Here is a 22882-nt window from a genome sequence, read left to right on the forward strand (position 1 = left end):
TGCGGCACAAAATCCTCTTTATCCTCCCCATCATCGTCCTCTTCGTGGTCAGCATGAAGCAGATACCTCTTGCCGGACGGGACCTGATGCCGCCCATGGACACGGGGATCATCAAGATCGCCTTTGAGACTGAATCCGACGCCTCCCTGTCCGCGACCGAGGCGGCTGCGGAAAAGATCGAAGCAATTCTCAAGAAGATGCCGGGGATGGAGAATATCTCCACGACCGTGGGATCCGAGATCGGCGTCATCAGCTTCGGGACCGGACGCATCCCGCAGCAGGGACTCATGACCGTGCACTTCGTGGACCGTTTTCACCGGGACAAGACCATCTGGCAGTTGGAGGATGATATCCGTGAACAGGCCGCCGGAATTCCCGGGCTCAAGTCCCTGGACGTCTATGATTTCGGGGCCACGCCCCTCTCCTCGATCAGCGCTCCCGTGGACGTGATGATCTCCGGCCCCGATCCTAAGGTCCTGGACTCCCTGGCCGATCAAGCGGCGGAGCGGCTCCGGAAGGTACGGGGTCTCACCACGGTGACGCGATCCTGGACCCTGGACAAGCGGCAACTCCTTCTCACCATAGACGTGGAAAAATCAAGCCGGTACGGCGTGGGGCCCGTGGAGATCAGCCGTCAGCTCACAGAGGCCCTCAAAGGCGGGCCGGCCTCGGTCCTGCGGGTCCCGGGTGAGGACGGCTACCTGATCCGGGTCCGTTATCCTGAAGGGGCCAGGGACAGTCTTTCCGCGCTAAAGGCCGTGCAGATCGCTACACAACTGGGGCCGGCGCCGCTCTCCGAGCTCGCGGTCGTGAAAAAGGGAGTGACACGAACCCGCTTCACCCGCCAGGACCTGCAACCCACGGTGGACATCTACGGGTACCGGGGGACCACCGCCATCTCACACCTCCAGGAACGGGTGCAGAAGGCCCTCTCCGGCCTTCCGCTCCCGCCGGGCTATTATATCAGTCATGAAGGAGAAATCAAGAACATGGAGGAGGCAGGGGGCAGACTCAAGCGCGCCCTGCTCCTGGCCGTGATCCTCCTCTTCTTCTCCCTGGCGCCCACCTTCCGGTCCTGGGCCAACCCGGTCACGATCATGTCCGCCATCCCCCTGGCCATGATCGGCGGGGCCTGGGGGCTCCTGATCACGGGCCGGCACGCCTGCATGCCCTCGAACATGGGGATGATCCTGCTCGCGGGGATCGTGGTGAACAACTCCATCCTGCTCATCGACTTCATCGAGAAGGCCCGGGCCAAAGGAGCGGAGATCCAGGACGCCATCGAGCAGGCCGTCCGGGTCCGGACCCGGCCCATCCTCATGACCGCAGCCGGCACCATCGTGGGGATGCTCCCCATCGCCGCCCAGCGGGCCTTGGGATTGGAGAGGCTTTCCCCCCTCGCAGTGGTCGCCATCGGAGGACTCTTCGTGGCCACCTTTCTGACTCTGATCTACGTGCCGATCTTCTACAGTCTCATGGACGGCCTCCGTCAGCGAGGAAAAAGCTGGGTCGAAAAACGGCGCGCCGCGTCGTCCGCCGTCCCAGGGCCTGAACTTTGATCATGAGAGGATTGTCCGGCGTTCCCCATCAGGGGTTCGGATACCGCCTCGCCTGCATGGGTTTGTTAGCGGTGCTATTTGAATTGGTCGTCCGATTTCCGGCTGAACATGTCAAAGACCATCCCAAAAACAGAGGAGGTGACTTGACAGGGATACGGAATAGCGGTAAATAAGGCAGCGGGAATTTTCGCGGCACTCGTCAGGGGGGGGCGTGTTAAGACCGCTCCTGTTTGAAAGTGAAAGGCCTCCATGGAAGATGGACGGTTAAAAAGGATCCTGACGATCAACAGCGGTTCTTCCAGCATCAAGTTTTCCCTGTACCGGATGGGACAGCGGGAGACGCTGGCCCTCAGAGGCGAAATCCAGGGGATCGGTCTCTCCGGAAGTCTCTTCCACGCCGGGAACGCGGACGGCACAAGCCTGATCAAAGAGCAGCGGGACCTCCCGGACCACACTGCGGCCTTGAAGGTCATCCTGGAATGGCTGCACGAGAATTCCCTGGACCGGGACCTGAACGCGGCGGGGCACAGGGTGGTGCACGGCGGAACGCAGTACAGCCGGCCGCGTCTCATCACCCCGGATCTGCTTGCGGAGCTCAGAAGACTCAGCCCCTTCGTGCCGGAACATCTTCCCCACGAACTCGACGCCATCGATGCGATCCGCCGGCACGATCCCGCCCTCCAGCAGGTTGCGTGCTTCGACACTATGTTTCACCGGCAGATGCCCCGCGTGGCCCAGCTCTATCCGCTCCCCAAGAAGCTTCGGGACCTGGGCATCCTCCGCTACGGCTTTCACGGTCTTTCCTATGAGTATATCATGGAGGAGCTGCGGCGGGAGGCCGGCGAAGAGGCGGCCGGCGGCCGCATCATCATCGCCCACCTCGGTCACGGGGCCAGCATGGCCGCCGTGCACAAGGGGAGATGCCTGGATACCACCATGGGCTTTACCCCGGCCGGGGGTCTGGTCATGAGCACCCGTACCGGGGATCTGGACCCCGGTGTGCTCCTCTACCTTCTGGAGCAAGAGGGGATGGCCCCCCGAGAGCTGAATGAACTTGTAAATCGCAGGGCCGGTCTTCTGGGGGTTTCCGGCATCACCGGCGATATGAAAGAACTCCTGGAACGGGAGGCGGATGAACCGCAGGCCAAGGATGCCGTGGATCTCTTCTGCTGCCAGGCCAGGAAATTTCTGGGCGGCCTGGCCGCGGTTCTGGGCGGGGTGGACACCCTGGTCTTCACCGGCGGGATCGGGGAGAACGCGCCCGAGGTGCGGCGGCGCATCTCAGTCAGGCTGGAATTCCTGGGGCTCGATCTTGATCCGGAGCAAAACCTGAGAAACGCGGCCATCATCTCAGAATCCGGCTCTCCGGCGACCGTCCGTATCATCCATACCAATGAAGAGCTGATGATCGCCCGGCACACGTATATGCTTCTTTCTCAGACCAACGCGTAAGAAAAGGAGCATGCTCTCGCAGGAACGGGTGAAGACTTCAGGGCTGAAGGGTTCGAGGGGCCAAGGATCCAAGGGGTCAAGTGAAGTGTGAGAAAAAGACAAGTGACAGACAAGAAACTTAGGGACTCAGAAGTTCTCAAACATTGCAGGAAGTTAAAGGTGTTGTCTTTTACTTGGACCCTCGGCCCCTTGACCCAGAGATACCTTAGTGTAGTGGCCGTTGTAGACGGCAAAGATTGAGAAAAGCGGGGCACGCGAAGCGTAATCCTTGAACCCTTTTTACCCGGGAAATGGGATAAGAACCAATAAGAAGGAGCGTACAATGAATAAATCTCTTTCCACGGATCAGTTAAAGAATATGGACGCCTACTGGCGGGCGGCCAACTACCTCTCGGTGGGACAGATCTATCTCTACGACAATCCCCTGCTCAAAGAACCTCTAACTCTCAATCACATCAAGCCCCGCCTCCTGGGGCACTGGGGGACCACGCCGGGACTTAACTTTATCTACGTGCATCTCAACCGCGTCATCCGCGAACAGAATCTCAATATGATCTACATCGCCGGCCCAGGTCACGGAGGTCCCGGCCTGGTCGCGAACACCTATCTGGAAGGAACGTATAGCGAATTCTATCCCGACATCTCTCGGGATGCTGAGGGGATGAAGAAGCTCTTCCGCCAGTTTTCTTTCCCGGGCGGTATTCCAAGCCACGTGGCCCCCGAGACCCCGGGCTCCATCCATGAAGGGGGGGAGCTGGGCTACTCGATCGCCCACGCCTATGGCGCGGTCTTTGACAATCCCGACCTCATTGCCGCCTGCGTGGTGGGCGACGGGGAGGCAGAAACCGGCCCTCTGGCCGCAGCATGGCATTCGAACAAATTTCTCAATCCCGTCCGTGACGGCGCCGTGCTTCCCATCCTGCACCTGAACGGCTACAAGATCGCCAATCCCGCGGTTCTTGCCCGCATCCCTCATGCGGAGTTGGAGAGTCTCTTTGCGGGTTACGGTTACAAGCCTTATTTTGTAGAGGGCGAAGATCCAGGGCTGATGCACCGGGCCATGGCTGAAACCCTGGACACTGTATTCGGCAAGATCAAGACCATTCAGGAAAAGGCCCGGACCAGAGGTCTGACCGGCCGTCCCCGTTGGCCCATGATCGTCCTGCGAACCCCCAAGGGATGGACCGGCCCCAAGGAGGTCGATGGACTCAAGACCGAGGGGTTCTGGCGGTCGCACCAGGTCCCCCTGTCCGAGATGGCGGCCAAGCCCGGACACGTGAAGCTCCTCGAAACATGGATGAAGGGCTACCGGTCCGAGGAACTCTTTGATGAGAACGGATCTTTGCGTCCCGAACTCGCCGAGCTTGCGCCCAAGGGAGAGCGCCGTATGGGGGCCAACCCCCATGCCAACGGAGGTCTTCTGCTCCGTGACCTGAAACTTCCGGACTTCAAGGATTATGCCGTGGAGGCGCCGGAGCCGGGCCGGGTCTCGGCCGAGGCGACCCGCGTCATGGGCCGTTTCCTGCGAGATGTGATGAAACGTAATATGGAAGAGAGGAATTTCCGCGTCTTCGGTCCGGATGAGACCGCCTCGAACCGTCTGAGCGCCCTGTTCGAGGTCACGGATCGGACCTGGATGGACCCGACCATCCCCGAAGATGACCATCTCTCCCCGGACGGCCGTGTCATGGAGATCCTGAGCGAGCATACCTGCCAGGGCTGGCTGGAGGGGTATCTTCTCACGGGCCGGCACGGCTTCTTCTCCTGCTACGAGGCCTTCATCCATATTATCGATTCCATGTTCAACCAGCACGCCAAGTGGCTCAAGGTGACGAGGGACGAAATCCCCTGGCGGCGGCCCATCGCCTCCCTCAACTATCTGCTGACTTCCCACGTCTGGCGCCAGGACCACAACGGCTTTTCCCACCAGGACCCGGGCTTCATAGATCACGTGGTCAACAAGAAGGCCGACATCGTCCGGGTCTACTTCCCGCCTGATGCCAACACCCTCCTCTCGGTCACGGATCATTGTCTCAGGAGCCGGAACTATGTGAATGTCATCGTGGCCGGGAAACAGCCCGCGCTCCAGTACCTGGACATGGATGCGGCGGTCAAGCACTGCTCCTCGGGCATCGGGATCTGGGAGTGGGCGAGCAGTGATTTCGGCGCCGACCCCGACGTGGTCATGGCCTGTGCCGGGGATGTTCCCACGCTGGAGACCCTGGCCGCCGTGGACCTGCTCCGCGAACATGTGCCGGATCTTAAGATCCGCGTAATCAACGTCGTGGACCTCATGACCCTCCAGCCCAGGGAAGAACATCCCCACGGGCTTTCGGACAATGATTTCGACGACCTCTTCACCGCGGACAAACCGATCATCTTTGCCTTCCACGGCTATCCCTGGCTGATCCACCGGCTGACGTACCGGCGGACCAACCATAAGAACCTGCACGTGCGGGGCTACAAGGAAGAGGGAACCACGACCACCCCTTTTGACATGGCCGTCCGCAATGATCTGGACCGGTTCCATCTGACGGCGGACGTGATCGACCGCGTGCCCAAACTCGATGCCATCGCGGCCTATACAAAACAGTTCATCCGGGACAAGTTGATTGAACACCGGGAGTATATCACCCGCTACGGCCAGGACATGCCTGAAATTCTGAAATGGACATGGAAAGGCGGCAAGAGATGAGAAAGTGAGCAGGGACTCGGACCGGCCGGCGCCTGCGCGGCGCATGGACACATGAAAGACCAACAGAAACCACAGAGCTCTGTGGTTATATCTTGACGCTACCTGATAACAGATAAGGAGCAGAACCATGGAGACCACACCCTTTTTCCCTCGAAAACTTCCCGCCGGCCTGGAGCCGTGGGCAACCCTGGTGACCGACCTCCGCTGGATGTGGAGTCATGCCGGTGATGCCCTGTGGAGTGACGTGGACCCGGAAACATGGGAACGGACAAAAAGTCCCTACGTGGTCCTGCAGAACCTTTCACGGGAGCGCCTGGAGGATCTGGCCGGAGATGCAAAATTCAGGAAAGAGCTCAAGCGTCTGGCTAAGGACCGAGAGTCGTATCTTGGCTGTTCCTGTTGGAGCCACGGGATTTTCGGGGAGACCCATGCGCCCACGATCGCCTACTTCAGCATGGAGTTCGGTTTGAGCGAGGCCCTGCCCATCTATGCCGGAGGTCTGGGGATCCTTGCAGGAGACTACCTCAAGGCGGCGAGCGACCTGGGCGTGCCGGTGGTCGGCGTGGGCCTGCTCTATCAGGAAGGGTATTTCCGGCAGGTCATCGATGCCGGCGGCTGGCAGCAGGAGGTCTATCCGTATAATGATCCCACGAGCCTCCCCATTACGCCGGTACTTGCGGAAAACGGGACCTGGCTCCACGTCTCCTTCGATGCCCCCGGACGAACCGTACGCTTCCGAGTCTGGAAGGCTGAAGTCGGCCGGGTCATGCTCTACCTCCTGGACAGCAACGATCCATTAAACAGTCCGAACGACCGGGGCATCACCGGCAAGCTCTACGGCGGAGGGCAGGAGATGCGCCTGGCCCAGGAGATCGCCTTGGGGATCTGCGGCTGGCAGTTGATTGAGGCGCTCGGTCTCCCCGTGGAGGTCTGCCATCTTAACGAGGGGCACGCGGCCTTCGTGACTCTGGAACGGGCACGCCGCCTCATGGAGCAAAACCACCTAAATTTCTGGGAGGCGCTCTGGGCCACGAGGGCGGGCAATGTCTTTACCACGCATACGCCGGTTGCCGCCGGCTTCGATATCTTCCCCCGGGAGCTTCTGGAAAAATACGGCCGGGATTATGCAGACCGCCTCGGCGTTTCTCCCCATGAGTTGGCGGCCCTGGGGCGTAAGAACCCCGATGACACCCAAGAGCCGTTCAATATGGCCTACCTCGCGCTCCGCACCTGCGGAATCACCAACGGGGTGAGCCGCCTGCACGGAGAGGTCAGCCGCCGGATCTTTCAGGATCTTTTCCCGCGATGGCCTGATCACGAGGTGCCGGTGACTCATGTCACCAACGGGGTGCATGTTCCCTCCTGGGATTCGCCCTGGGCGGATGAGGCCTGGACCCAGGTCTGCGGTAAGGAACGCTGGCAGGGGACCCTTAAGGCCCTGACCGGGACTATCCTGAAAAAAATGAGCGATGAGGACTTGTGGTCCTTTTGCAGTGCGGAACGGGCGGACCTGGTGGACTATGCCCGCAGGCGCCTTGCCCTTCACCTGGGACAGCGCGGACTGCCGCCGGACCGGGTGGCCCTGTCGGAAAAGGTCCTGGACCCCCATGTGCTCACCCTGGGATTTGCCCGCCGCTTTGCCGAGTACAAGCGCCCGAATCTCCTGCTCCAGGACACGGAGCGGCTGGTTCGTCTGCTGGGCAACCCGGACCGGCCCGTGCAGATCATCGTGGCCGGCAAGGCCCATCCGCAGGACGAGACCGGCAAACGCCTGGTGCAGGAATGGGCCCGGTTCGTGGAACGGCCGGAGGTGCGTGCCCACGCGGTTTTTCTGGAGGACTACGACATGAACCTCGCCCAGGAACTGGTACAGGGTGTGGATGTCTGGCTCAACACCCCTCGGCGGCCCTGGGAGGCGTCGGGGACGAGCGGCATGAAAGTCCTGGTCAACGGCGGCCTCAACCTTTCCTCCCTCGACGGCTGGTGGGCCGAGGCCTACTCCCCGGATGTGGGCTGGGCCCTCGGCGATGGTCAGGAGCGCCCTGCGGGGGAGTGGGACCGCGTGGAAGCGGAACAGCTATACCGGCTCCTGGAGGAGGAGGTCGTCCCGGAATTCTACGACCGGGACGAGGCCGGACTCCCCAGGGCCTGGATCCAGCGGATGCGGGCGAGTATGGCCCACCTCACGCCCCGTTTCAGCAGCAACCGCATGGTGCGGGAATACGCGGAAAAACTCTACCTCCCTGCCGCGGCAGCGTTTCAACGCAGAATGGCGAGAAAAGGGCGCCTGGCCAAGGAGCTCCGGGCGTGGGAACGGACCCTCGCGGATCACTGGCATGAGGTCCAATGGGGGGATCTTGCGGCAATTCAGGAGCAAGACGGCTGGACCTTCGAGGTCCGGCTTGATCTCGGTGGAATTCCGCCGGACTTTGTTCAAGTGCAGCTTTACGCGGACCCTGTGGGTTCCGAAGAACCGATACGGCAGGTGATGAAACGTCGTGCCGGGGTCCCGGTCGCGGCAAAGGGTGATCGGTATGTCTGCCGTGTCAAGACCTCGCGTCCGCCCGCGCATTTTACGCCCCGCCTCGTCGCCCGTCACCTCGACGCACGGATACCGGCAGAGTGCAGCCTGATTCTATGGTATTCGGGGGCCTTAGTTCTGTTAAAACGCGCTCAAACCCTCGTGCGCAATTTATCCTGACAGAAAGCGGCTTTCATCCATGAAGAGGGTCACTCTGTTCTTGACGAACGGCCGGGCAGAAGAGCAGGGGATCCTTGAGTCCGGCTTCGATGTGCGGCCGCAGCGCCTGACAACGGCCGCTCTGTAATTGCAGACCGTACGCCTGCAGGGCTGCACGAGCCGCATCCTGCTCATAGGAGCGGTACAAAATATAGAGCGGTCCGGAGTGCTCTGCGACGAGTTGATGCATCAGCCGGTCAAAGCCGTTGGGTTGATCCGAGGGCCCGGTGAAATAGCTTTGTATTCTCAGAAAACGGATAGCCTGAGGGAAGAAGGGAATGACATAGGCCATCGGGTCGTAACCGGCCATGAGCGCCATGGTGTGATCGGGGTCGGCAAGCGTCGGCGGTGTGACGCCGAAGTAGTCATTACTCCATGGTATCCGCCCCCAGGCGGCGGGGCGCAGGGTCGCCAGCACAAGCACGAGGGCCATGAGTCCTGCGGCCATGCGGATTCTGCGGCCGCTGAAGATCCGCGCCAGAATCAGCCAGATACCGAGCGGGGCAAGCATTTCGATGATCGTGATGTAGCGGTAGATGGAGAAGAGTTTCAGCCATGCAAGGTAAGAGACCACCCCTGCAGTCAGCATAAATCGAACCCCGAAGACGGACAAGTGCGGCTCCATACTGTGAGTTTCGTGACGAAGACCCGGAGCGGCACGCAGTCTAAGGATTGCATGAAGGGCCAGCACCATGAGAAGACCATAGAGCAAGGGGATGCGCAGATCCCGGAAATAAATTTCCGACGTGTGCAACGAATTCAATGCGAAGAGCAGCGGGAAAAACACCGTTTCGAGCACGCCTTGAGGCAGAAAACGTTCATCACGATAATTTCCTATCGTCGCCATGGGCGATTGAAACAGATCATTGAAGTAGGGAAAGAGCGGATTGCCGAATTTCACCCACAGGCGAACCATCCAGTATCCGTCGGTCATGGCGACACCGGCCAGCACACCCAGTCCGAACCATAGGGCATACAGGACCCTCCGTTTCGGGGAGGCCGGCACGGTTAGGAACGCCGCACATAAGCCGACAGCGAAGATGGCCGCCGGCTGCTTCAGTCCCGCCGCTAAACCGGCCGCTGCGCCGGCGCCGGCCACCCTGACGAGAAGACCGGGGGATGGAGCGCCGGACAGACGTGCGTCATTCGCCAGTACGATCAGGAGAGAGACAAGCACCAGGATGCTCAAGATATTGTCGGCAGACATGGCGCCGACTTCGGAAAGATTTCCGGCGCCGAGCACGCCGGTCAGTGCAATCACAAAACCCAAGAAAGCGGCTTTGCGCCCGTGAAGCGGGACCAGCAAACGGTGTGCAATCAAAAACAAGACCGGAAAATTCAGCCCCTGCACCGTACCCAGCAGGAATCCAACCGCTTTGGGTGGAAGATGGACGACCATTTCATAAAAGGGGACATAGAGGATCGGATTATAGAAATTTGCAACCTGCGCCGGCACGATATCGAAATTCATTCGACCGTGCAGAAATGCGTAGGGGTTGTAGAAATGGTAGTTTCGCAGATCCCAGCCTGCGTCCTGCCCCATGACAATGGCAAGCAAGCCGAAAGCGGCCGGCATGATCAGCCAGGCCGTGATAAGCAAAAGCCGCGGGATTTGCGGCACGTGATTGGTGGAACGATCCATGTGGGAGACCCCGGAAGAAAAATTCCCTCGTAAATAATTGAGAAATGAACGTGCAGAATATAACGAAGAACTGAATCCGGTGTCAAGCTTGAAAAGCCCGACTCAAGATATTGCCAGTTAGTCTCAAGTTTGACGGCTTCGTATTTCGTTATGCCGGACCTGATCAGGCATCCGTTTCTTTGTTCGTCATTATCCGGCTCCCCGATCCAGCCTCCCCTCGACTGTGATCGGGGGGCGGAGGACGGGTCCGGCCGGATCATCCGGTTTATTTTGTCTGGATTCCTCGATCAAGCATAGGCGTCAGGGCAGGGTCGCCTCTCAGCGTTGAAGAGCGCTGTTCAGTGCATCCATCAGGTTCTCCAGGTCGGCGCCATCTTTTTGGGCCGTGGATTCAATGGATGCCCCTCCGCCGCAGCAGGAATCCACATTAAACCGGTTGAAGACTGAAATGGTCTCCGGATACTGCCTGATCACGTCATTGATGATCATCTCCCGGGTGATCCTCGTCATCCTCATCACCTCTCTGCTAAATGGTCCTATTCGGGCCTCGGCGCCACAACGGCCAGAACAGAAAGGCGCGTCAGGGCCCGGATGCCATGGGGGACATTCGGCTCGCAGTGAAAGATGCTCCCTTCCGAACCTCTCTTTTTTTCCTGGCCCACGGTGAACTCCCCTTCACCTTCCAGAACCTGCATCATGACCGTGGAGGGGGCTACATGGGAGACGATCTCCTGGCCGGCCTCCAGACACAGGAGGGCCATGCGCAGATGTTCCGAGTCGTGAAGAAGCTGCTTGACCGGATGCTCTTTGGAATATTTCTTCAGTGCGTTCAGTTCAATGGTTTCCATAACCACTCCTATCATGATGAATGAATTTCGATCCCTGTTTAAACCTTGATCTTCAAAACCTCGTTGATCTCGTCCACGATCACCTTCGGGTCCAGGTTGTGCATGGTGGAACCGAAGGCAATGCTCTCCATATTGATCCCGGGACAGGTGAAGCAGCCGTTTCCAAAATGTTTCTCAATGACGGCTCTGGCCTCTGGACAGAGCTTGATCACATCCCCGATCACCGTGTCTTTTGTGATTTCTTTCATGTTGATTCCTCCTTAATATTTTTTATGCAACTGCAGCACGGTAAACTATCCATCAGCCATATTTGTCTGCTGCCTGAAACGCATAATTTATACAAAACCGGAAACCCTTGGCCACGAATCTTCACGAATGAGGCACGAAAAAAAACTTCGCGTAGATTCGTGTCCATTCGTGGCAAACTCATCTGTTCATATATTAACACAACGTTGCATAAAAAATAGTGACGTGAATCACATAATTGATACAAAAACAGAAACCCTTTCGCCACGAACCTTCACGAATGAGACACGAACATGGGTGGCGTCTTGGCGAACGTCATCATCAAGACGGAGAAACTTTTAACGGGACGAGCCGTTCAGTCCCGTCAGTTTCCGGTACATCCCCACCAGCTTCTGCGGCAGGGATCGGATATCTTCCAGAACCAGAAAGTTCCCCCGCTCAAAGATAGTGGGAAGATATTCCCTTGCCTCGGTGTCTACGGTGATGCAATAAGACTGGATGCCTGAGGCCCTCGCTTCGAGCAGGGCCTTCCTGATGTCTTCAATGCCGTATTTGCCTTCATAGACGTCAAAATCGTTGGGCTTGCCGTCGCTCAGGATGATCATGAGTTTGGTCCGGGCCCGAACGTTTTTGAGGATCCCGGTCAGATGACGGATGGCCGGCCCCATTCGGGTATAGTCCAGGGGCTTCATCCCGCCGATCCGGGCCTTGATATCGGGGCCGTAGTTCTCGTCGAACCCCTTGAGGGTAAAGAAATCACACTGTTTACGGGTCTTGCTTGAAAAACCGTAGATGGCATAACGGTCCTGGATCGCCTCCATGGCCTCACCCAGGAGCAGGAGGGCCTCGCGCTGCTGGTCCATGATCCTCATGTTCTTGACATAGGCATCGGTGGATGCCGAAAGATCGGCCAGAAAAGCCGTGGCAATCTCCTTTCTCCGCCGAGACCGTTTGATATAGATCTTCTCGGACGGCGCCACACCGGCACGGATGTCGGCCAGCGCCTCGATGAAGGCGTCATGGTCCACCTCTTCGCCGTCAATCCGCTTCCGGAGCTTCTGGTACTCGGGACGGAGGGCCATGAATTCCTTCCGGATCCTGGTGAAAAGCCGGCTTTCTCTCTGCATCAGGTTCTCGGCCCATTCCGCATCCAGCCGGTTATAGGTCCTCTCATGCAGGGTGCACCAGTCCTCGCGAAAAGAGCCGATCCGGCAGTCCCATTCGTCATAGAGGATCCCCGGTGGTCCGTCCCCCGTGTCCACATCCTCCGCTTCCGTATCGAAATCAAAATCGTCTTCTACCAAAAGGATGCTCCCGGCCTTGCGTGCGGTCCGGATCATTCCCGTGGATTCCAGTTCGTCCAGAGACTTCCTGAGGTCTTCCACATCCTCGTCCGTATCCAGAGGGCGGCTGATATTGAAATACTTGGCGATCATGCTGATCTTGTCAAACCGGTTGAGCAGAATCCCCCTCTTGGCCTCTTCTTCATCAAACTCGGTGGACTCCGGCGCGACCTTTCTCTGTGTGGTGAGTTCCTTCTGCTTCTGCTCGGCATCTTCGGCCTCTCCGTCCCCAGCGTGGCCCACGGTTTCGACTTGGATGGCCCCTCGAAGCGTCCGGAGCACGGCATTCAGGTTGATCCTTCCCCGGTAGGGCACAGGATCCACGCCCCGGTATTCACCCTCCTCTCGGTTCAGGTCTCCCATGATCCCAAGGGCGAGCCGGGCCGAATCCGTCGCCGTGCTCCCGTTTCCGATCAGGTGCAGCATCTCTTCCCGATAGGGCTCCGCCCAGGTTCTCACCCCATCCGGAAAAGGCGCAAGATTGTTATGGGGATCCAGGCTGACCCGGACAAGGGCCTCCACCCTTGCCTGCTTGGGGGACATGGATGGGATCCCGTTCCTCACTTTAAGCGAATTCGACCTATGGGCCGCAAGAAGCCTTTTCAGCCCGCCCAGTTCATCCACAAGGCGCCGCTCCATACGAGCATCTTCAATGAGCGCAAAAAGATCGCGGACCAGATCCGGATTTTCGATCTTTTCAAAGAGCCCGAGTACCTCAAGACTCCCGAAGCGGATCTGGCCGTACTTGTGGGCAATGATGGCCTTGTAAAAATTGAAGTTCCCATCGGCATCGGGGAATGTGTTGATTTCCTCGGGGAGAAAGATCCGTTTGAGGTCGGTGTAGGAATCCTCCGGGTCTGAAGGGACCTGTTTGTCGGCCATGCGGATCAGACCAAAGGCATACCCCTTCCCCTCCTGCCAGATCCGGTTTTCCCGCACGCTTAGGGGCTGTTTCATGAGCCCGGAGAGATATATATCCAAGACCTCCTGAATCTCCTGCAGGCGAACGACGCTTGAAGAAGCGTCCTGCCTCTCCCGGGAATTTCTGTTGATCGTTCTGTCAATGAATGCCTGGATCATGTACATCCTACAGATATACCAAATACTAAATCCTAATATCTAAACCCTAAACAATATCTAATGACAAAAATTCAAAACAGCCCTGCTTTGTACATTTGAATTTTGAAATTTGGATTTGTTTAGGATTTAGGATTTCGAAATTAGAATTTGAACACCCTAAGCTTCCTCTTCATACCCAAACTTCACCTTTTTGCCCAAAAGACTAAAACACGGACGTAATCAACTCCCTGATCCCTCTCTTCACCTCGGGCTCGTCGGTAATCGGCTGCAGCATGGCCAGCTCACAGGCCCTCGGCGAAGGGATCCCGCCTTGTATCAACTGCCCGGCATAAACCAGAAGCCGGGTGCTGACCGTCTCCTCGAGTCCTTTGTCCTTGAGATTCCGGATCTTGCTCCCCAGAAGGATTAGGGAACGGGCGGTCGAGATCTCCACACCGCTTTCGTGTGCCACGATCTCCGCCTCCTTGTCCGCAGCCGGATAATCAAATTCCAGAGCCAAGAACCGCTGTTTGGTGGAGGGTTTCAGATCCTTGAGCAGGCTCTGGTATCCGGGGTTAAACGAGATCACCAGCATGAACTCATCCGGCGCCGTCAGGGTCTCCCCGGTCTTCTCTACGGGAAGAATCCTCCGGTCATCGGTCAAAGGATGGATCACCACGGTGGTGTCCTGCCTGGCCTCCACGATCTCATCTAAGTAACAGATGGCCCCGATCCGCACGGCGTGGGTCAGCGGCCCGTCGATCCAGACCGTCTCTCCGCCCTTGACCAGGTAACGCCCTACCAGGTCGCCGGCGGTGAGATCATCGTGGCAGGCCACGGTCACCACCGGCCGTCCCAGACGATGCGCCATGTACCGTATGAACCGGGTCTTTCCGCAGCCGGTCGGCCCTTTGAGCATGAGCGGGAGCTTCTTCCGGTAGGCGGTTTCAAATACCACCGCCTCGTCCCCGATGGGGATGTAATAAGGCATGGCTTGTTCCGGACTCTCCACTTCGTCGGCCTGTTCAAGATAGGATTTCATCTTTGCTTCTCCTTGATACAAAAAGCGATCAGCAATCAGATGCCAGCAAAGGCCCAGGATTCGGTTTTTCTGCTGACCGCTGAAAGCTGAACGCGGGTGACTGTCACGCCGCCCGTTTTACCCCGCCCTGGAAAAAGGCCTTGACAAAGTACAGGACACCGACGGCAAAGACAACCCCTCCGGCAAGGCGGATGGCATAGAAGAGCCACATTTGGTTCTGCACCACCATGAACGGCATGTGGTTGTAGCGTTCCATAAAGGATTGCACGACCCCTGCGCCGAACAGGGCCAGGGTCATATCGGACATGCCGATGACCATGAGCCAGAAAGCGGTGAGCGCAGTCCGCTTGTCAAAGCCGTCTTTACCCTTCATAGCCGGAATGGCATAGGCCATCATGGCGAGATTGATCATGGCATAGGCGCCGAAAAAGGCCAGATGGCCATGGGATGCCGTGATCTGGGAACCGTGGGTATATCGGTTGATCTGAGGCAGGGTATGCATGAGCCCCCAGATACCGGCCCCCAGAAAGGCAAAGATCGCGCAGCCAAGGGTGAAATAGATGGCGGCCCGGTTCGGATGCGCGCGGCCTGCCTTCTCCATCATGGCAAAGGCATAGATGGTCATGCCCAGGAAGGCAAAGGGTTCAGCGGCCGAGAAAATCCCGCCGATCCAGAGCCAGTAAGAAGGATACCCTTCCCAGTAATAGTGATGGCCGGTCCCCAGGATGCCTGAGAAAAAGGTGATCCCCACGATCACATAGAGCCATTTCTCGAGGACCTCCCGGTCCACGCCGGTCAGCTTCAGGAGCAGGAAGGAAAGCATAGCGCCCATGATCAGCTCCCAGACCCCTTCCACCCAGAGATGCACGGTCCACCACCAGAAGTACTTGTCCACGGAGAGATTACGATAAGCGCCCACATGGTTCCCCAGTGCCGGGAGAAAGAAGAGCGCCGCCCCTACCAGTCCCATGACCAGCACGATCTGAACCGAGGTCCACTTTCCGCCCTTTATGATGGTCATGATGATATTCAGGACAAAGGCCAGGACCACGACCGTGATCGCCAGTTTGATGATGAAGGGCTGCTCCAGGAACTCACGTCCGTCGGTTATTCCGAAGAGATACCCGACGATGGCAGCCACGCCGCCGATCACGAATCCCGCGAGGTGGATATTGGCCAGGGCCGGGCTCCAGACCTCGGTCTCGGACTCCTCCACCACGAGGTAGTAAGAGGCGCCCATAAACCCGATGAGGATCCAGACGATGAGCAGATTGATGTGAATGGTCCTCATGACATTAAAATCAATGACCTGATAAAAGAAATCCGGAAAAACATACTGGATGCCGATCCAAAGCCCGGCAATGACCTGAAGCACTAAAAGCAATAGGGCCACGACAAAATGATTGTAGGCCACACTCTGGGTCTTGTATTTCATTCTGACTTCCTCCTATAGGGTTTTGAGATAGGCGGTGATTGCCTGGATCTCTTCATCTTTGAATCCGAAAATGGGCATGATGGACTCCGGATTCACAGACTTCGGGTCTTTCAGCCTCTTATGAAGCGTATCGGGATCCAGTCTCTTGGTCACGCCGGTGAGATCCGGCCCCACGGTCTGCCCTACACCCTTGATCTTATGGCATGAGGTGCATCCCTTTTCCGTAACCAGTCTCCTCCCTTCCTCGACCTCGTGGTCAGCCGCAGTTTTCTGGACCGGTTTGGAAGCAGTCATACCCGGTTCCGCCGCTTCTGCCTCTACGGCCTTTGCCGGCCTTGGCGGCCAGTTGTGGGTATCGATCTTGTCGATCCACTCGAAGAAGGCAATCAGATGGCTGATCTCTTCATCCGAGAGGTGCAGGTTGGGCATCTTTCTCTGGCCTTTGGCCTTCTCGATCCCGCCATACCAGACCTTGACCGGGTCCTTGAGAAAGGCCCGGATAAAGTCCGGCCCTTTCTGGCTGTAGATATCCTTGAGTTCCGGTGCGTAGTATGCGCCCTCCCCCACGAGGGTATGGCAGCCGATGCAGTCGTACTTTTCCCAGACCTTCTTGCCCGAGATGACGTCGTCCGTCAAATTCTCTTAATGCGTATAATCCTTGATGGTCGACATGGTATGGATCGACAATGCAAAAAAGATTACCAGACAGGCCATGGTCCCGATGAAGAACCAGTTCCTTGCAGTATTTTTGGTCATAATTTCGTCTCCTTAGTCGTTATCCTATTTAAACACCACAAATTATCGCACACCCTCCTCTCTTCGTCACCCCCTCTCATTTTGGTTGTTCTCCTCTACGAGCCATCGGCCCTTTAGCGGGTAAGAAGGGGTCGAGGGTTCCAGGGGTCAAGGGGTCAAGTGAAATACTGAAACGCAAGCAAAATCTCCAGATAAAAACACTGGAACCCTTGAAACTTAGGACCCTCTGCCCCTTATGTTTTTAGCACTTCACTTGGCCCCTGGAATCCTTGACCCCTTGACCCCTGATGTTTTCATCCACTCTTTTGAAGATGATCCTTATTTTTGGGGTCTCTTTAATAATGCCATTGCAAAAAAGGCAATCTTGGGCTATAAACTTACCATTGATTTATAGCATTGGCAAGTCAACTCCACAGTGACCTATATCACAGAAGTTTTTGTTTTCCCGGAGTAATATTAAGAAAGAATTCGTCTTTTCGTAAAGAATATGAGATCAACACGGCTGATTTAAGGAGGAAAGAGACATGGATAGATTCGTAAAAAGATTTATTTTCATGGGGATTCTCTACCTGATGATCGCAAGCGTCCTGGGAGCGGCCATGATGGTTTTTCCGGTATCGGCAAAACTGCGCTTTGCCCATGTCCACCTGAACCTTCTCGGATGGATGTCCATGATGATCTTCGGGGTGGGCTATCATATCCTCCCCCGCTTCACCGGACGCCCCCTCTACAGCAGCCGCCTCGGAGAAATCCAGTTCTGGCTCGCCAATATCGGACTGATCGGCATGGCGCTGATCTCCATGACCGGACAGATAACGCCGGATAAGCCGCTTTTCCCGATCTTTATCATTTCAGGTCTTGTGGAGGTACTCTCCATCTTCATCTTCTGCTACAACATGATCATGACCGTCTTTGTGAAAGGCGAGGCGGTATGATATGGGGAAACCCGTGTACTCGGTTTACTGGTGGTGGGCAGTAAGCGTAACCAGCAATGTTATGTTGGAGGCATGGCTTCTAATGAAAGGGAATTGGGATTCGTTAAGGGTGGCGGGTCAGTCTACCGCCCTTCTGTCTACCTTGCGGATTTTGCTTTTGACTGTACGGCTGCTTTCCGGGACAACTCAAATTTAACATACCGCCGCAGGTGTAACTCCTGCATCATAGGATCGCTTGGAAACTCACTTAGAACTTCTTTTATAAGTTCTTTTATTTGTCTTGTGGTCAAACCCGAATTCTTGACTAATGCCTCAACATCGAATGAATAATTCATCACCGGCATCCTTCCCTTTTAAAATTCTGGTGGAGCAATAATTTCGATTAGGTATTGTCCCCGGAATCTATCCCATCGATTTTTAGGCCACCCTTTGGATTTCTTTTCCCTCATACTCCGGAAACATGATGATGGCAGGATGGACATCAAAGGCTTTTGCGATCTGCTCCACACGTTTTTTGCCGATTTCCACCTTGCCGTTTTCCAAGAGGCTGATATTGGTTGCGCTGATGCCGGAGCGCCTGGCAAGTTCCGCCTGGGTCCAGCCTTTCAGTTCCCGAAGCATCCGAATGACCTCACCGGTCGTCAGTTTTGCATGAGGTTTTGCCGGTACAAATTCAGCACGCTTACGAGCTTTCATATGTTCTCCTAATAGTTGTGCGGCGTTATTTCCAAAACAAGAACCGTGACTATTTCCCTCTTCACGGTATAGATGACCCTGTATTGCAGACTCAGACGCGAAGACCGCTGCTCCCCTCGCTTCCCTTTCAGCTTCTCGTCGTGGAACCAAGGGAAGGCTCTCAACTTTTCTGGCCCATGCCTGAATACAATGTCCTTCCACAGCTCGTATTTCTTAACAACCGCCGGTGGAAGCCCGCGGCAGATTTTTGCAATCTCTCGATGCTCTTTTATGCGCCACATTACGGTTTATAATAACTTATTAAATGTGATAAGTCAAGTCTTCTGTTATTTGCTGTAATAATGGGCGCTGTCCCTATTAAGAGTTGTCAATGTGATAAGTCAAGTCTTCTGTTATTTGCTGTAATAATGGGCGCTGTCCCTATTAAGAGTTCTGTCCCTATTAAGAGTTCCCTATTAAGAGTTCAAAAGGCTCCAAAAGGCTTCGGACCCCAAAAGGCTTCCGCATTTCCGGGATGAGGTGTTGGGCCTGGCAGAGGTGCAGTATGATCATCGGAATGCGTAATCGGCTTGTTCACGGGTATGATGTAATAGACTTCGATTTGCTGTGGGACACGGTGACGGACGACCTGCCGCCACTAATCGCGGCGCTGCAAGAGATCGTGAGGAAAAAGGAATAGCGCCGGTGGTGGGGAATAAACAAGGAGGAACAAATAAGGACCATTTAAATAACGGTCGCTGTCCCCCTTTTACCTGAACCATCAGAGCTCTTCTCTCTGGGGCTCAATCGGGACTTCCTCAAAACACGGAACGTCGACTCCGCTGATAAAGACACGCCGAAAAGCTCTTACGGGGATTGGCCCCAGGTATGCAGCTTCGATCTTAGGCATGATAGTGTGCCCATACGCTTTGTCTTGATGCCATCTCTTGAGAAGTGTTTCTGCACTTACGAAATGATCAGCAATCGTATGACGGTCTATCTCGATCCATACAGAAATGCCCCAACAATGCCTGTATGGTACGAATTCCTGCCAAGTGGATAACGGATACTTTGCACTATAGCTTTCGGGCTCAAAGCCATAAAAATCGAACAGACTCACCCCACCGAGAGTGCGTACGTATGGATAGTATTCGGGGCCTCCACCCGTTTTCCACCTCTCACAATCTGGAATAGGAGGGTTTGGCAGAATCAATCCCGCCTCCAGAATCTTCTGATAGCGATCGGGGTGTGTTGCGTGCCATAAGAGCCCGTGAAGCACGTTTGGAAATTCTGTTTCGTCAGTCATCGTTGATCTTTTGGGAGGCGTAACGCTCCGCGTGAGCCGAGCCGCCACAAGACATCAGGAAACAGTACGCCGTCTTCGGCGTCGGCTCCACGCGGTTGTTGGGCTCCCAGACTGCCTTAGATGCCACGATAAATCTCTTCTAAGACTTCTCGCAAAGACGCCACCTCTGCTGGAGAGAAGACCACTAACTTATAGACTCGGTCTGCGGGCGAATCTGGCCCTCCGAAACTCAACAACCAAGAGTCAAAGGTGAGCGTCAGAACCGGTGCCTCATTTTCTTTACGTTCTACATTGAGGATTAGCCGATCATCTTTGGCGCTTTCACCAAGGCGTTTTAGTTTGATATCCGTTCTGTATAGCCAACCAATGGCGCTACTGCGCTCCGACGAAGATTGCCTAACGATAGATTGATAGTTATTGATTGCATCAATTACCATTTCCAATTGCTCGCGAGACAGGGCGAATCGATATGTATCAAGATTTACTCGAAGTTGAATTAGTGCGTAGTCAGACTCGCGAATTCTCTGTTTCCATACAGACAAGGTCGACGACACTGGTTGCGCTTCTTTGCCCCAATTTTCAACAATACCGCTTACCTCTTTCGGAGAAGATCGAAGATATTCGGGAGATTCCAGAGTGGATGCGCATCCGGCTATCACCATAGCCAAGGCAAACCCAACAAGCGACTTCCTCATTCCTGCCCCCTTTCAATAGCTCAGGTGTGCGCCCTCTGAGGCCCAACTATTGATTATATGGTTTCCAGATAAGACTCATTTTCATTCCCGTTTCCGCATAATACGCACCCGCTACAGTTTTCTAAGCGTCTCGGCAGGACTGCGTACGCCATGACCTCCACGATTCAGAACATGGGTATAGATCATCATGGTTCGCACATCATTCTACCAATTTATAAGTTAGAGTCAATGGCTCTTTCTCTTCAACCCTATCACCCCCACCAACCCTGTACCCAGCAAGATAAGTGAGGTGGGTTCAGGGACCGCCGTGGAACGAACAGCCCAGGCGTAGAGCCTGTCGTCTTTGCCCTTGCCTAAGAGGCGCTGGCGGCCGCCATTGAAAAAGAAGTGCCACACGTAGTCCGGCCAGTCAGCATACTCCGTACCCGACCAGTAGTAGTCGGGTCGCAGGTTGGTAAAGGGACCGGTGTTGGTTAATCCCCAGCCCGGCTGTGCATAATTGCCGGAGGTGTCACTATAGCCCTTATTCCCAAGCTCGTAATAGTACATGTAGGCCATTTCACTCCCTGTGCTGCCAGGATACGCCGATCCGGTGGCGCTGATGTTGTAACCATAATCCGTGGAACCATTATCACTCTGATTATAATTATACGTGTTCCCATTGACAGGCAGGGTCGCGGGCAGCCGCCAGTCGTTGTGGCCGAGATAATTAGCGCTGTTAAGAGATGCGATCCAGTCATTAGCTCGGTACCAGCTCATCATGCCATCTCCAAAAGGATCATAGCCTGATCCTTGAGCAGCGTTTGCATCCTTGAGCCACATAAGCTGTGATCCGTCAATCCGGACCTGGGTCACGGTGCCGTCTAAGTTGTCTATGAGTTGGGCATAAGAATTAACTGTCAGCATGGATACAGACAAACATACAGCAAACAATAGAAATAGTTTTTTCATGACTCCCACTCCTCTTAAATAAAAAATCCCCTTGAAGAATGTGATGATATAAGAACATGCCTAACCTAAATCAGGCAGTAAACGGCAGGTAATACAGAATAATGCTTAATTAATAGCACAGAATCTGGGAAAGTCAATGATAATTAATTTGGCATAGGTTTTTTGGCTAAATAAAAAGTCCTGCCTCTCTACGAGTCATCGACCGAAGAGACAGACTCCAATGCCGCTATGCCGCTGATCCATGCAAGTCATACTGTCTTAATCCACTTGGAATATTTGGGTGAGAGTATAACAAGATGGTTCCTGAACTGCTCTGCAGTATGAAGGCGTAAGAAAGGTAAAAGAAGCCTTGTCACATTTTTGGACGTTGTGGGATTGACCTTTAGCCGAACGACTCCAGAATGTTCTCTCAATGGAAGAATGACCCAATCTCCGAAATGCTCGTCAAGAGTGATAAGGATTCTGTTTTCAGCAATCGCTCTCTCTAAAATCTGCCGGTCATCTGCTCGAGCTTGACCGACTTCTGATGCACGTACAACATTGTGTTTTTCATTGCGTAAGGCCTGGGCTACATCCAGACGAAACATTTGATCCAGATAGAGATTAAGGGATTCAGGCACCGACTACCCTCACCTCAGTGTGTTCGAGAGATGCTCTGGCATAGAGTAAAGCTGCTTGAATATCTTCCTTCTTCAATTCCGGATAGCCGGCAAGCAAAGTATCCCATGTCCCATCTTCTGCTATTTGTTCCAGAATAACGGAAACAGGAATTCGAGTTCCTTTAATCACGGGTCTGCCGTTGCACACTCTGGGATCAAGCTCGATCCGGTCAAGTAAATTCATCTTCTATCCCTTATAATAATCATTCTTTACTTTCAGATTCAACCGAGTATATAAAAGACTATACTCCTATGATTATTTCACGTCAATGGATTTTTAAAAAGGCTTTTGCGATCTGCTCTACCTTAACCATCACTATTTTCCATAAGACAGAAACAACTGGACGTCAGTACTACCCATCCGCATCTGCAATTTTGCGATGTCGCAATTTCTTTCAATGGAATTACGAATAGTATCTTTCCGTAACCTTTTTCCACTTGTTCTGGGTTTTGAGGATGATCTCGATAGGGAAAAATAGACGGAAAAATAGGGACGGAAAAATAGGGACAGCGCCCATTTATTGCTTGACGGAAAAATAGGGACAGCGCCCATTTATTGCTTTCACTTCCGACGGAAAAATAGGGACAGCGCCCATTTATTGCTTTCACTTCCGAGGTCTCCCCCTCGGCATTGCCTGCAACCTTCTGCCAAGCATCTTTCCTGCCTGTGCGTGTCCGCACGCAGACAGGTCAAGTCGCAATATCAACCGGCTGTCTCCGCAGGGCCGACCCGTTCTCGTATTCAGATGAATCGCATCAATCAGATGTTTATCTTCCTTTTCTCTAAGATAGGCAGACCAGTTTGAAATGGATTCAAGCATGTGACAGTCATTTGAAAGAACAG

At 55.1% G+C, this 22882-nt stretch carries 20 protein-coding genes and 1 pseudogene; 5 read left to right on the forward strand and 16 right to left on the reverse strand.

What is annotated here, in order from left to right:
* From AUK29_09190 to AUK29_09205, 4 genes and pseudogenes are all read left to right on the forward strand, one after another.
* Positions 1 to 1559, forward strand: a pseudogene (locus AUK29_09190) (hypothetical protein).
* Positions 1560 to 1808: 249 nt separating this feature from the next.
* Positions 1809 to 3011 carry an acetate kinase gene (locus tag AUK29_09195; protein OIP62087.1) on the forward strand — a complete coding sequence of 401 codons (1203 nt, stop codon included), beginning with the start codon at positions 1809 to 1811 and terminating at the stop codon, positions 3009 to 3011.
* A 322-nt stretch (positions 3012 to 3333) separates the two neighbouring features.
* A complete protein-coding gene (locus AUK29_09200) occupies positions 3334 to 5706 on the forward strand; it encodes a phosphoketolase (protein ID OIP62088.1) in 2373 nt (790 codons plus the stop codon).
* 127 nt (positions 5707 to 5833) lie between these two features.
* Positions 5834 to 8407 carry an alpha-glucan phosphorylase gene (locus tag AUK29_09205; GenBank protein OIP62089.1) on the forward strand — a complete coding sequence of 858 codons (2574 nt, stop codon included), beginning with the start codon at positions 5834 to 5836 and terminating at the stop codon, positions 8405 to 8407.
* A 13-nt stretch (positions 8408 to 8420) separates the two neighbouring features.
* Here AUK29_09205 and AUK29_09210 read toward each other — a convergent pair whose 3' ends face one another.
* From AUK29_09210 to AUK29_09245, 8 genes are all read right to left on the reverse strand, one after another.
* On the reverse strand, positions 8421 to 10088 hold the full coding sequence (locus tag AUK29_09210) for a hypothetical protein (protein OIP62090.1): 1668 nt from the start codon (positions 10086 to 10088) through the stop codon (positions 8421 to 8423).
* 318 nt (positions 10089 to 10406) lie between these two features.
* Positions 10407 to 10598, reverse strand: coding sequence for a hypothetical protein (locus AUK29_09215; GenBank protein OIP62105.1), 192 nt, complete (start codon positions 10596 to 10598; stop codon positions 10407 to 10409).
* A gap of 26 nt (positions 10599 to 10624) precedes the next feature.
* Positions 10625 to 10936 (reverse strand): hypothetical protein, encoded by a 312-nt coding sequence (locus AUK29_09220; protein OIP62091.1) that lies wholly within the window; start codon positions 10934 to 10936, stop codon positions 10625 to 10627.
* Between the two features lie 38 nt (positions 10937 to 10974).
* Positions 10975 to 11184 (reverse strand): hypothetical protein, encoded by a 210-nt coding sequence (locus AUK29_09225; GenBank protein ID OIP62092.1) that lies wholly within the window; start codon positions 11182 to 11184, stop codon positions 10975 to 10977.
* 336 nt (positions 11185 to 11520) lie between these two features.
* Positions 11521 to 13611, reverse strand: coding sequence for a hypothetical protein (locus tag AUK29_09230; GenBank protein OIP62093.1), 2091 nt, complete (start codon positions 13609 to 13611; stop codon positions 11521 to 11523).
* 196 nt (positions 13612 to 13807) lie between these two features.
* Complete coding sequence (locus AUK29_09235) at positions 13808 to 14626, reverse strand: AAA family ATPase (GenBank protein ID OIP62094.1); 819 nt, start codon at positions 14624 to 14626, stop codon at positions 13808 to 13810.
* A 103-nt stretch (positions 14627 to 14729) separates the two neighbouring features.
* Entirely contained in the window at positions 14730 to 16061 is a 1332-nt protein-coding gene (locus tag AUK29_09240; protein OIP62095.1) for a nitric-oxide reductase large subunit, read from the reverse strand.
* 12 nt (positions 16062 to 16073) lie between these two features.
* Positions 16074 to 16697 (reverse strand): hypothetical protein, encoded by a 624-nt coding sequence (locus tag AUK29_09245; GenBank protein OIP62096.1) that lies wholly within the window; start codon positions 16695 to 16697, stop codon positions 16074 to 16076.
* Between the two features lie 644 nt (positions 16698 to 17341).
* Between AUK29_09245 and AUK29_09250 the strand changes: the two genes are divergently transcribed.
* Positions 17342 to 17752 carry a hypothetical protein gene (locus tag AUK29_09250; protein OIP62097.1) on the forward strand — a complete coding sequence of 137 codons (411 nt, stop codon included), beginning with the start codon at positions 17342 to 17344 and terminating at the stop codon, positions 17750 to 17752.
* Between the two features lie 137 nt (positions 17753 to 17889).
* Here AUK29_09250 and AUK29_09255 read toward each other — a convergent pair whose 3' ends face one another.
* The 8 genes from AUK29_09255 to AUK29_09290 all read right to left on the reverse strand — a co-directional run bounded on the left by AUK29_09255 (position 17890) and on the right by AUK29_09290 (position 22222).
* Entirely contained in the window at positions 17890 to 18087 is a 198-nt protein-coding gene (locus AUK29_09255; protein ID OIP62098.1) for a hypothetical protein, read from the reverse strand.
* Positions 18088 to 18169: 82 nt separating this feature from the next.
* Positions 18170 to 18448: a hypothetical protein gene (locus tag AUK29_09260; GenBank protein OIP62099.1), complete on the reverse strand. Its 279-nt coding sequence runs from the start codon at positions 18446 to 18448 to the stop codon at positions 18170 to 18172.
* An 8-nt stretch (positions 18449 to 18456) separates the two neighbouring features.
* The gene (locus AUK29_09265) at positions 18457 to 18729 is read right to left on the reverse strand and encodes a hypothetical protein (protein OIP62100.1); all 273 of its coding nucleotides are present in this window, start codon (positions 18727 to 18729) and stop codon (positions 18457 to 18459) included.
* Positions 18730 to 19208: 479 nt separating this feature from the next.
* Entirely contained in the window at positions 19209 to 19733 is a 525-nt protein-coding gene (locus tag AUK29_09270) for a hypothetical protein (GenBank protein OIP62101.1), read from the reverse strand.
* A gap of 116 nt (positions 19734 to 19849) precedes the next feature.
* Complete coding sequence (locus tag AUK29_09275) at positions 19850 to 20428, reverse strand: hypothetical protein (GenBank protein ID OIP62102.1); 579 nt, start codon at positions 20426 to 20428, stop codon at positions 19850 to 19852.
* Between the two features lie 225 nt (positions 20429 to 20653).
* Positions 20654 to 21379: a hypothetical protein gene (locus AUK29_09280; protein ID OIP62103.1), complete on the reverse strand. Its 726-nt coding sequence runs from the start codon at positions 21377 to 21379 to the stop codon at positions 20654 to 20656.
* A 248-nt stretch (positions 21380 to 21627) separates the two neighbouring features.
* Positions 21628 to 21966 carry a hypothetical protein gene (locus tag AUK29_09285; GenBank protein ID OIP62106.1) on the reverse strand — a complete coding sequence of 113 codons (339 nt, stop codon included), beginning with the start codon at positions 21964 to 21966 and terminating at the stop codon, positions 21628 to 21630.
* A 25-nt stretch (positions 21967 to 21991) separates the two neighbouring features.
* On the reverse strand, positions 21992 to 22222 hold the full coding sequence (locus tag AUK29_09290) for an antitoxin (protein OIP62104.1): 231 nt from the start codon (positions 22220 to 22222) through the stop codon (positions 21992 to 21994).
* Positions 22223 to 22882: the final 660 nt, after the last annotated feature.

This window comes from Nitrospirae bacterium CG2_30_53_67 (genome assembly GCA_001873285.1).
In the GTDB taxonomy this organism is placed as follows: Bacteria; CG2-30-53-67; CG2-30-53-67; order CG2-30-53-67; family CG2-30-53-67; genus CG2-30-53-67.

Coding starts and splice junctions, on each gene's coding strand:
- AUK29_09195 (OIP62087.1), top strand. CDS start 1,809: ATGGAAGATGGACGGTTAAAAAGGATCCTGACGATCAACAGCGGTTCT.
- AUK29_09200 (OIP62088.1), top strand. CDS start 3,334: ATGAATAAATCTCTTTCCACGGATCAGTTAAAGAATATGGACGCCTAC.
- AUK29_09205 (OIP62089.1), top strand. CDS start 5,834: ATGGAGACCACACCCTTTTTCCCTCGAAAACTTCCCGCCGGCCTGGAG.
- AUK29_09210 (OIP62090.1), bottom strand. CDS start 10,088: ATGGATCGTTCCACCAATCACGTGCCGCAAATCCCGCGGCTTTTGCTT.
- AUK29_09215 (OIP62105.1), bottom strand. CDS start 10,598: ATGACGAGGATCACCCGGGAGATGATCATCAATGACGTGATCAGGCAG.
- AUK29_09220 (OIP62091.1), bottom strand. CDS start 10,936: ATGGAAACCATTGAACTGAACGCACTGAAGAAATATTCCAAAGAGCAT.
- AUK29_09225 (OIP62092.1), bottom strand. CDS start 11,184: ATGAAAGAAATCACAAAAGACACGGTGATCGGGGATGTGATCAAGCTC.
- AUK29_09230 (OIP62093.1), bottom strand. CDS start 13,611: ATGTACATGATCCAGGCATTCATTGACAGAACGATCAACAGAAATTCC.
- AUK29_09235 (OIP62094.1), bottom strand. CDS start 14,626: ATGAAATCCTATCTTGAACAGGCCGACGAAGTGGAGAGTCCGGAACAA.
- AUK29_09240 (OIP62095.1), bottom strand. CDS start 16,061: ATGAAATACAAGACCCAGAGTGTGGCCTACAATCATTTTGTCGTGGCC.
- AUK29_09250 (OIP62097.1), top strand. CDS start 17,342: ATGGATAGATTCGTAAAAAGATTTATTTTCATGGGGATTCTCTACCTG.
- AUK29_09255 (OIP62098.1), bottom strand. CDS start 18,087: ATGAATTATTCATTCGATGTTGAGGCATTAGTCAAGAATTCGGGTTTG.
- AUK29_09260 (OIP62099.1), bottom strand. CDS start 18,448: ATGAAAGCTCGTAAGCGTGCTGAATTTGTACCGGCAAAACCTCATGCA.
- AUK29_09265 (OIP62100.1), bottom strand. CDS start 18,729: ATGTGGCGCATAAAAGAGCATCGAGAGATTGCAAAAATCTGCCGCGGG.
- AUK29_09270 (OIP62101.1), bottom strand. CDS start 19,733: ATGACTGACGAAACAGAATTTCCAAACGTGCTTCACGGGCTCTTATGG.
- AUK29_09275 (OIP62102.1), bottom strand. CDS start 20,428: ATGAGGAAGTCGCTTGTTGGGTTTGCCTTGGCTATGGTGATAGCCGGA.
- AUK29_09280 (OIP62103.1), bottom strand. CDS start 21,379: ATGAAAAAACTATTTCTATTGTTTGCTGTATGTTTGTCTGTATCCATG.
- AUK29_09285 (OIP62106.1), bottom strand. CDS start 21,966: ATGTTTCGTCTGGATGTAGCCCAGGCCTTACGCAATGAAAAACACAAT.
- AUK29_09290 (OIP62104.1), bottom strand. CDS start 22,222: ATGAATTTACTTGACCGGATCGAGCTTGATCCCAGAGTGTGCAACGGC.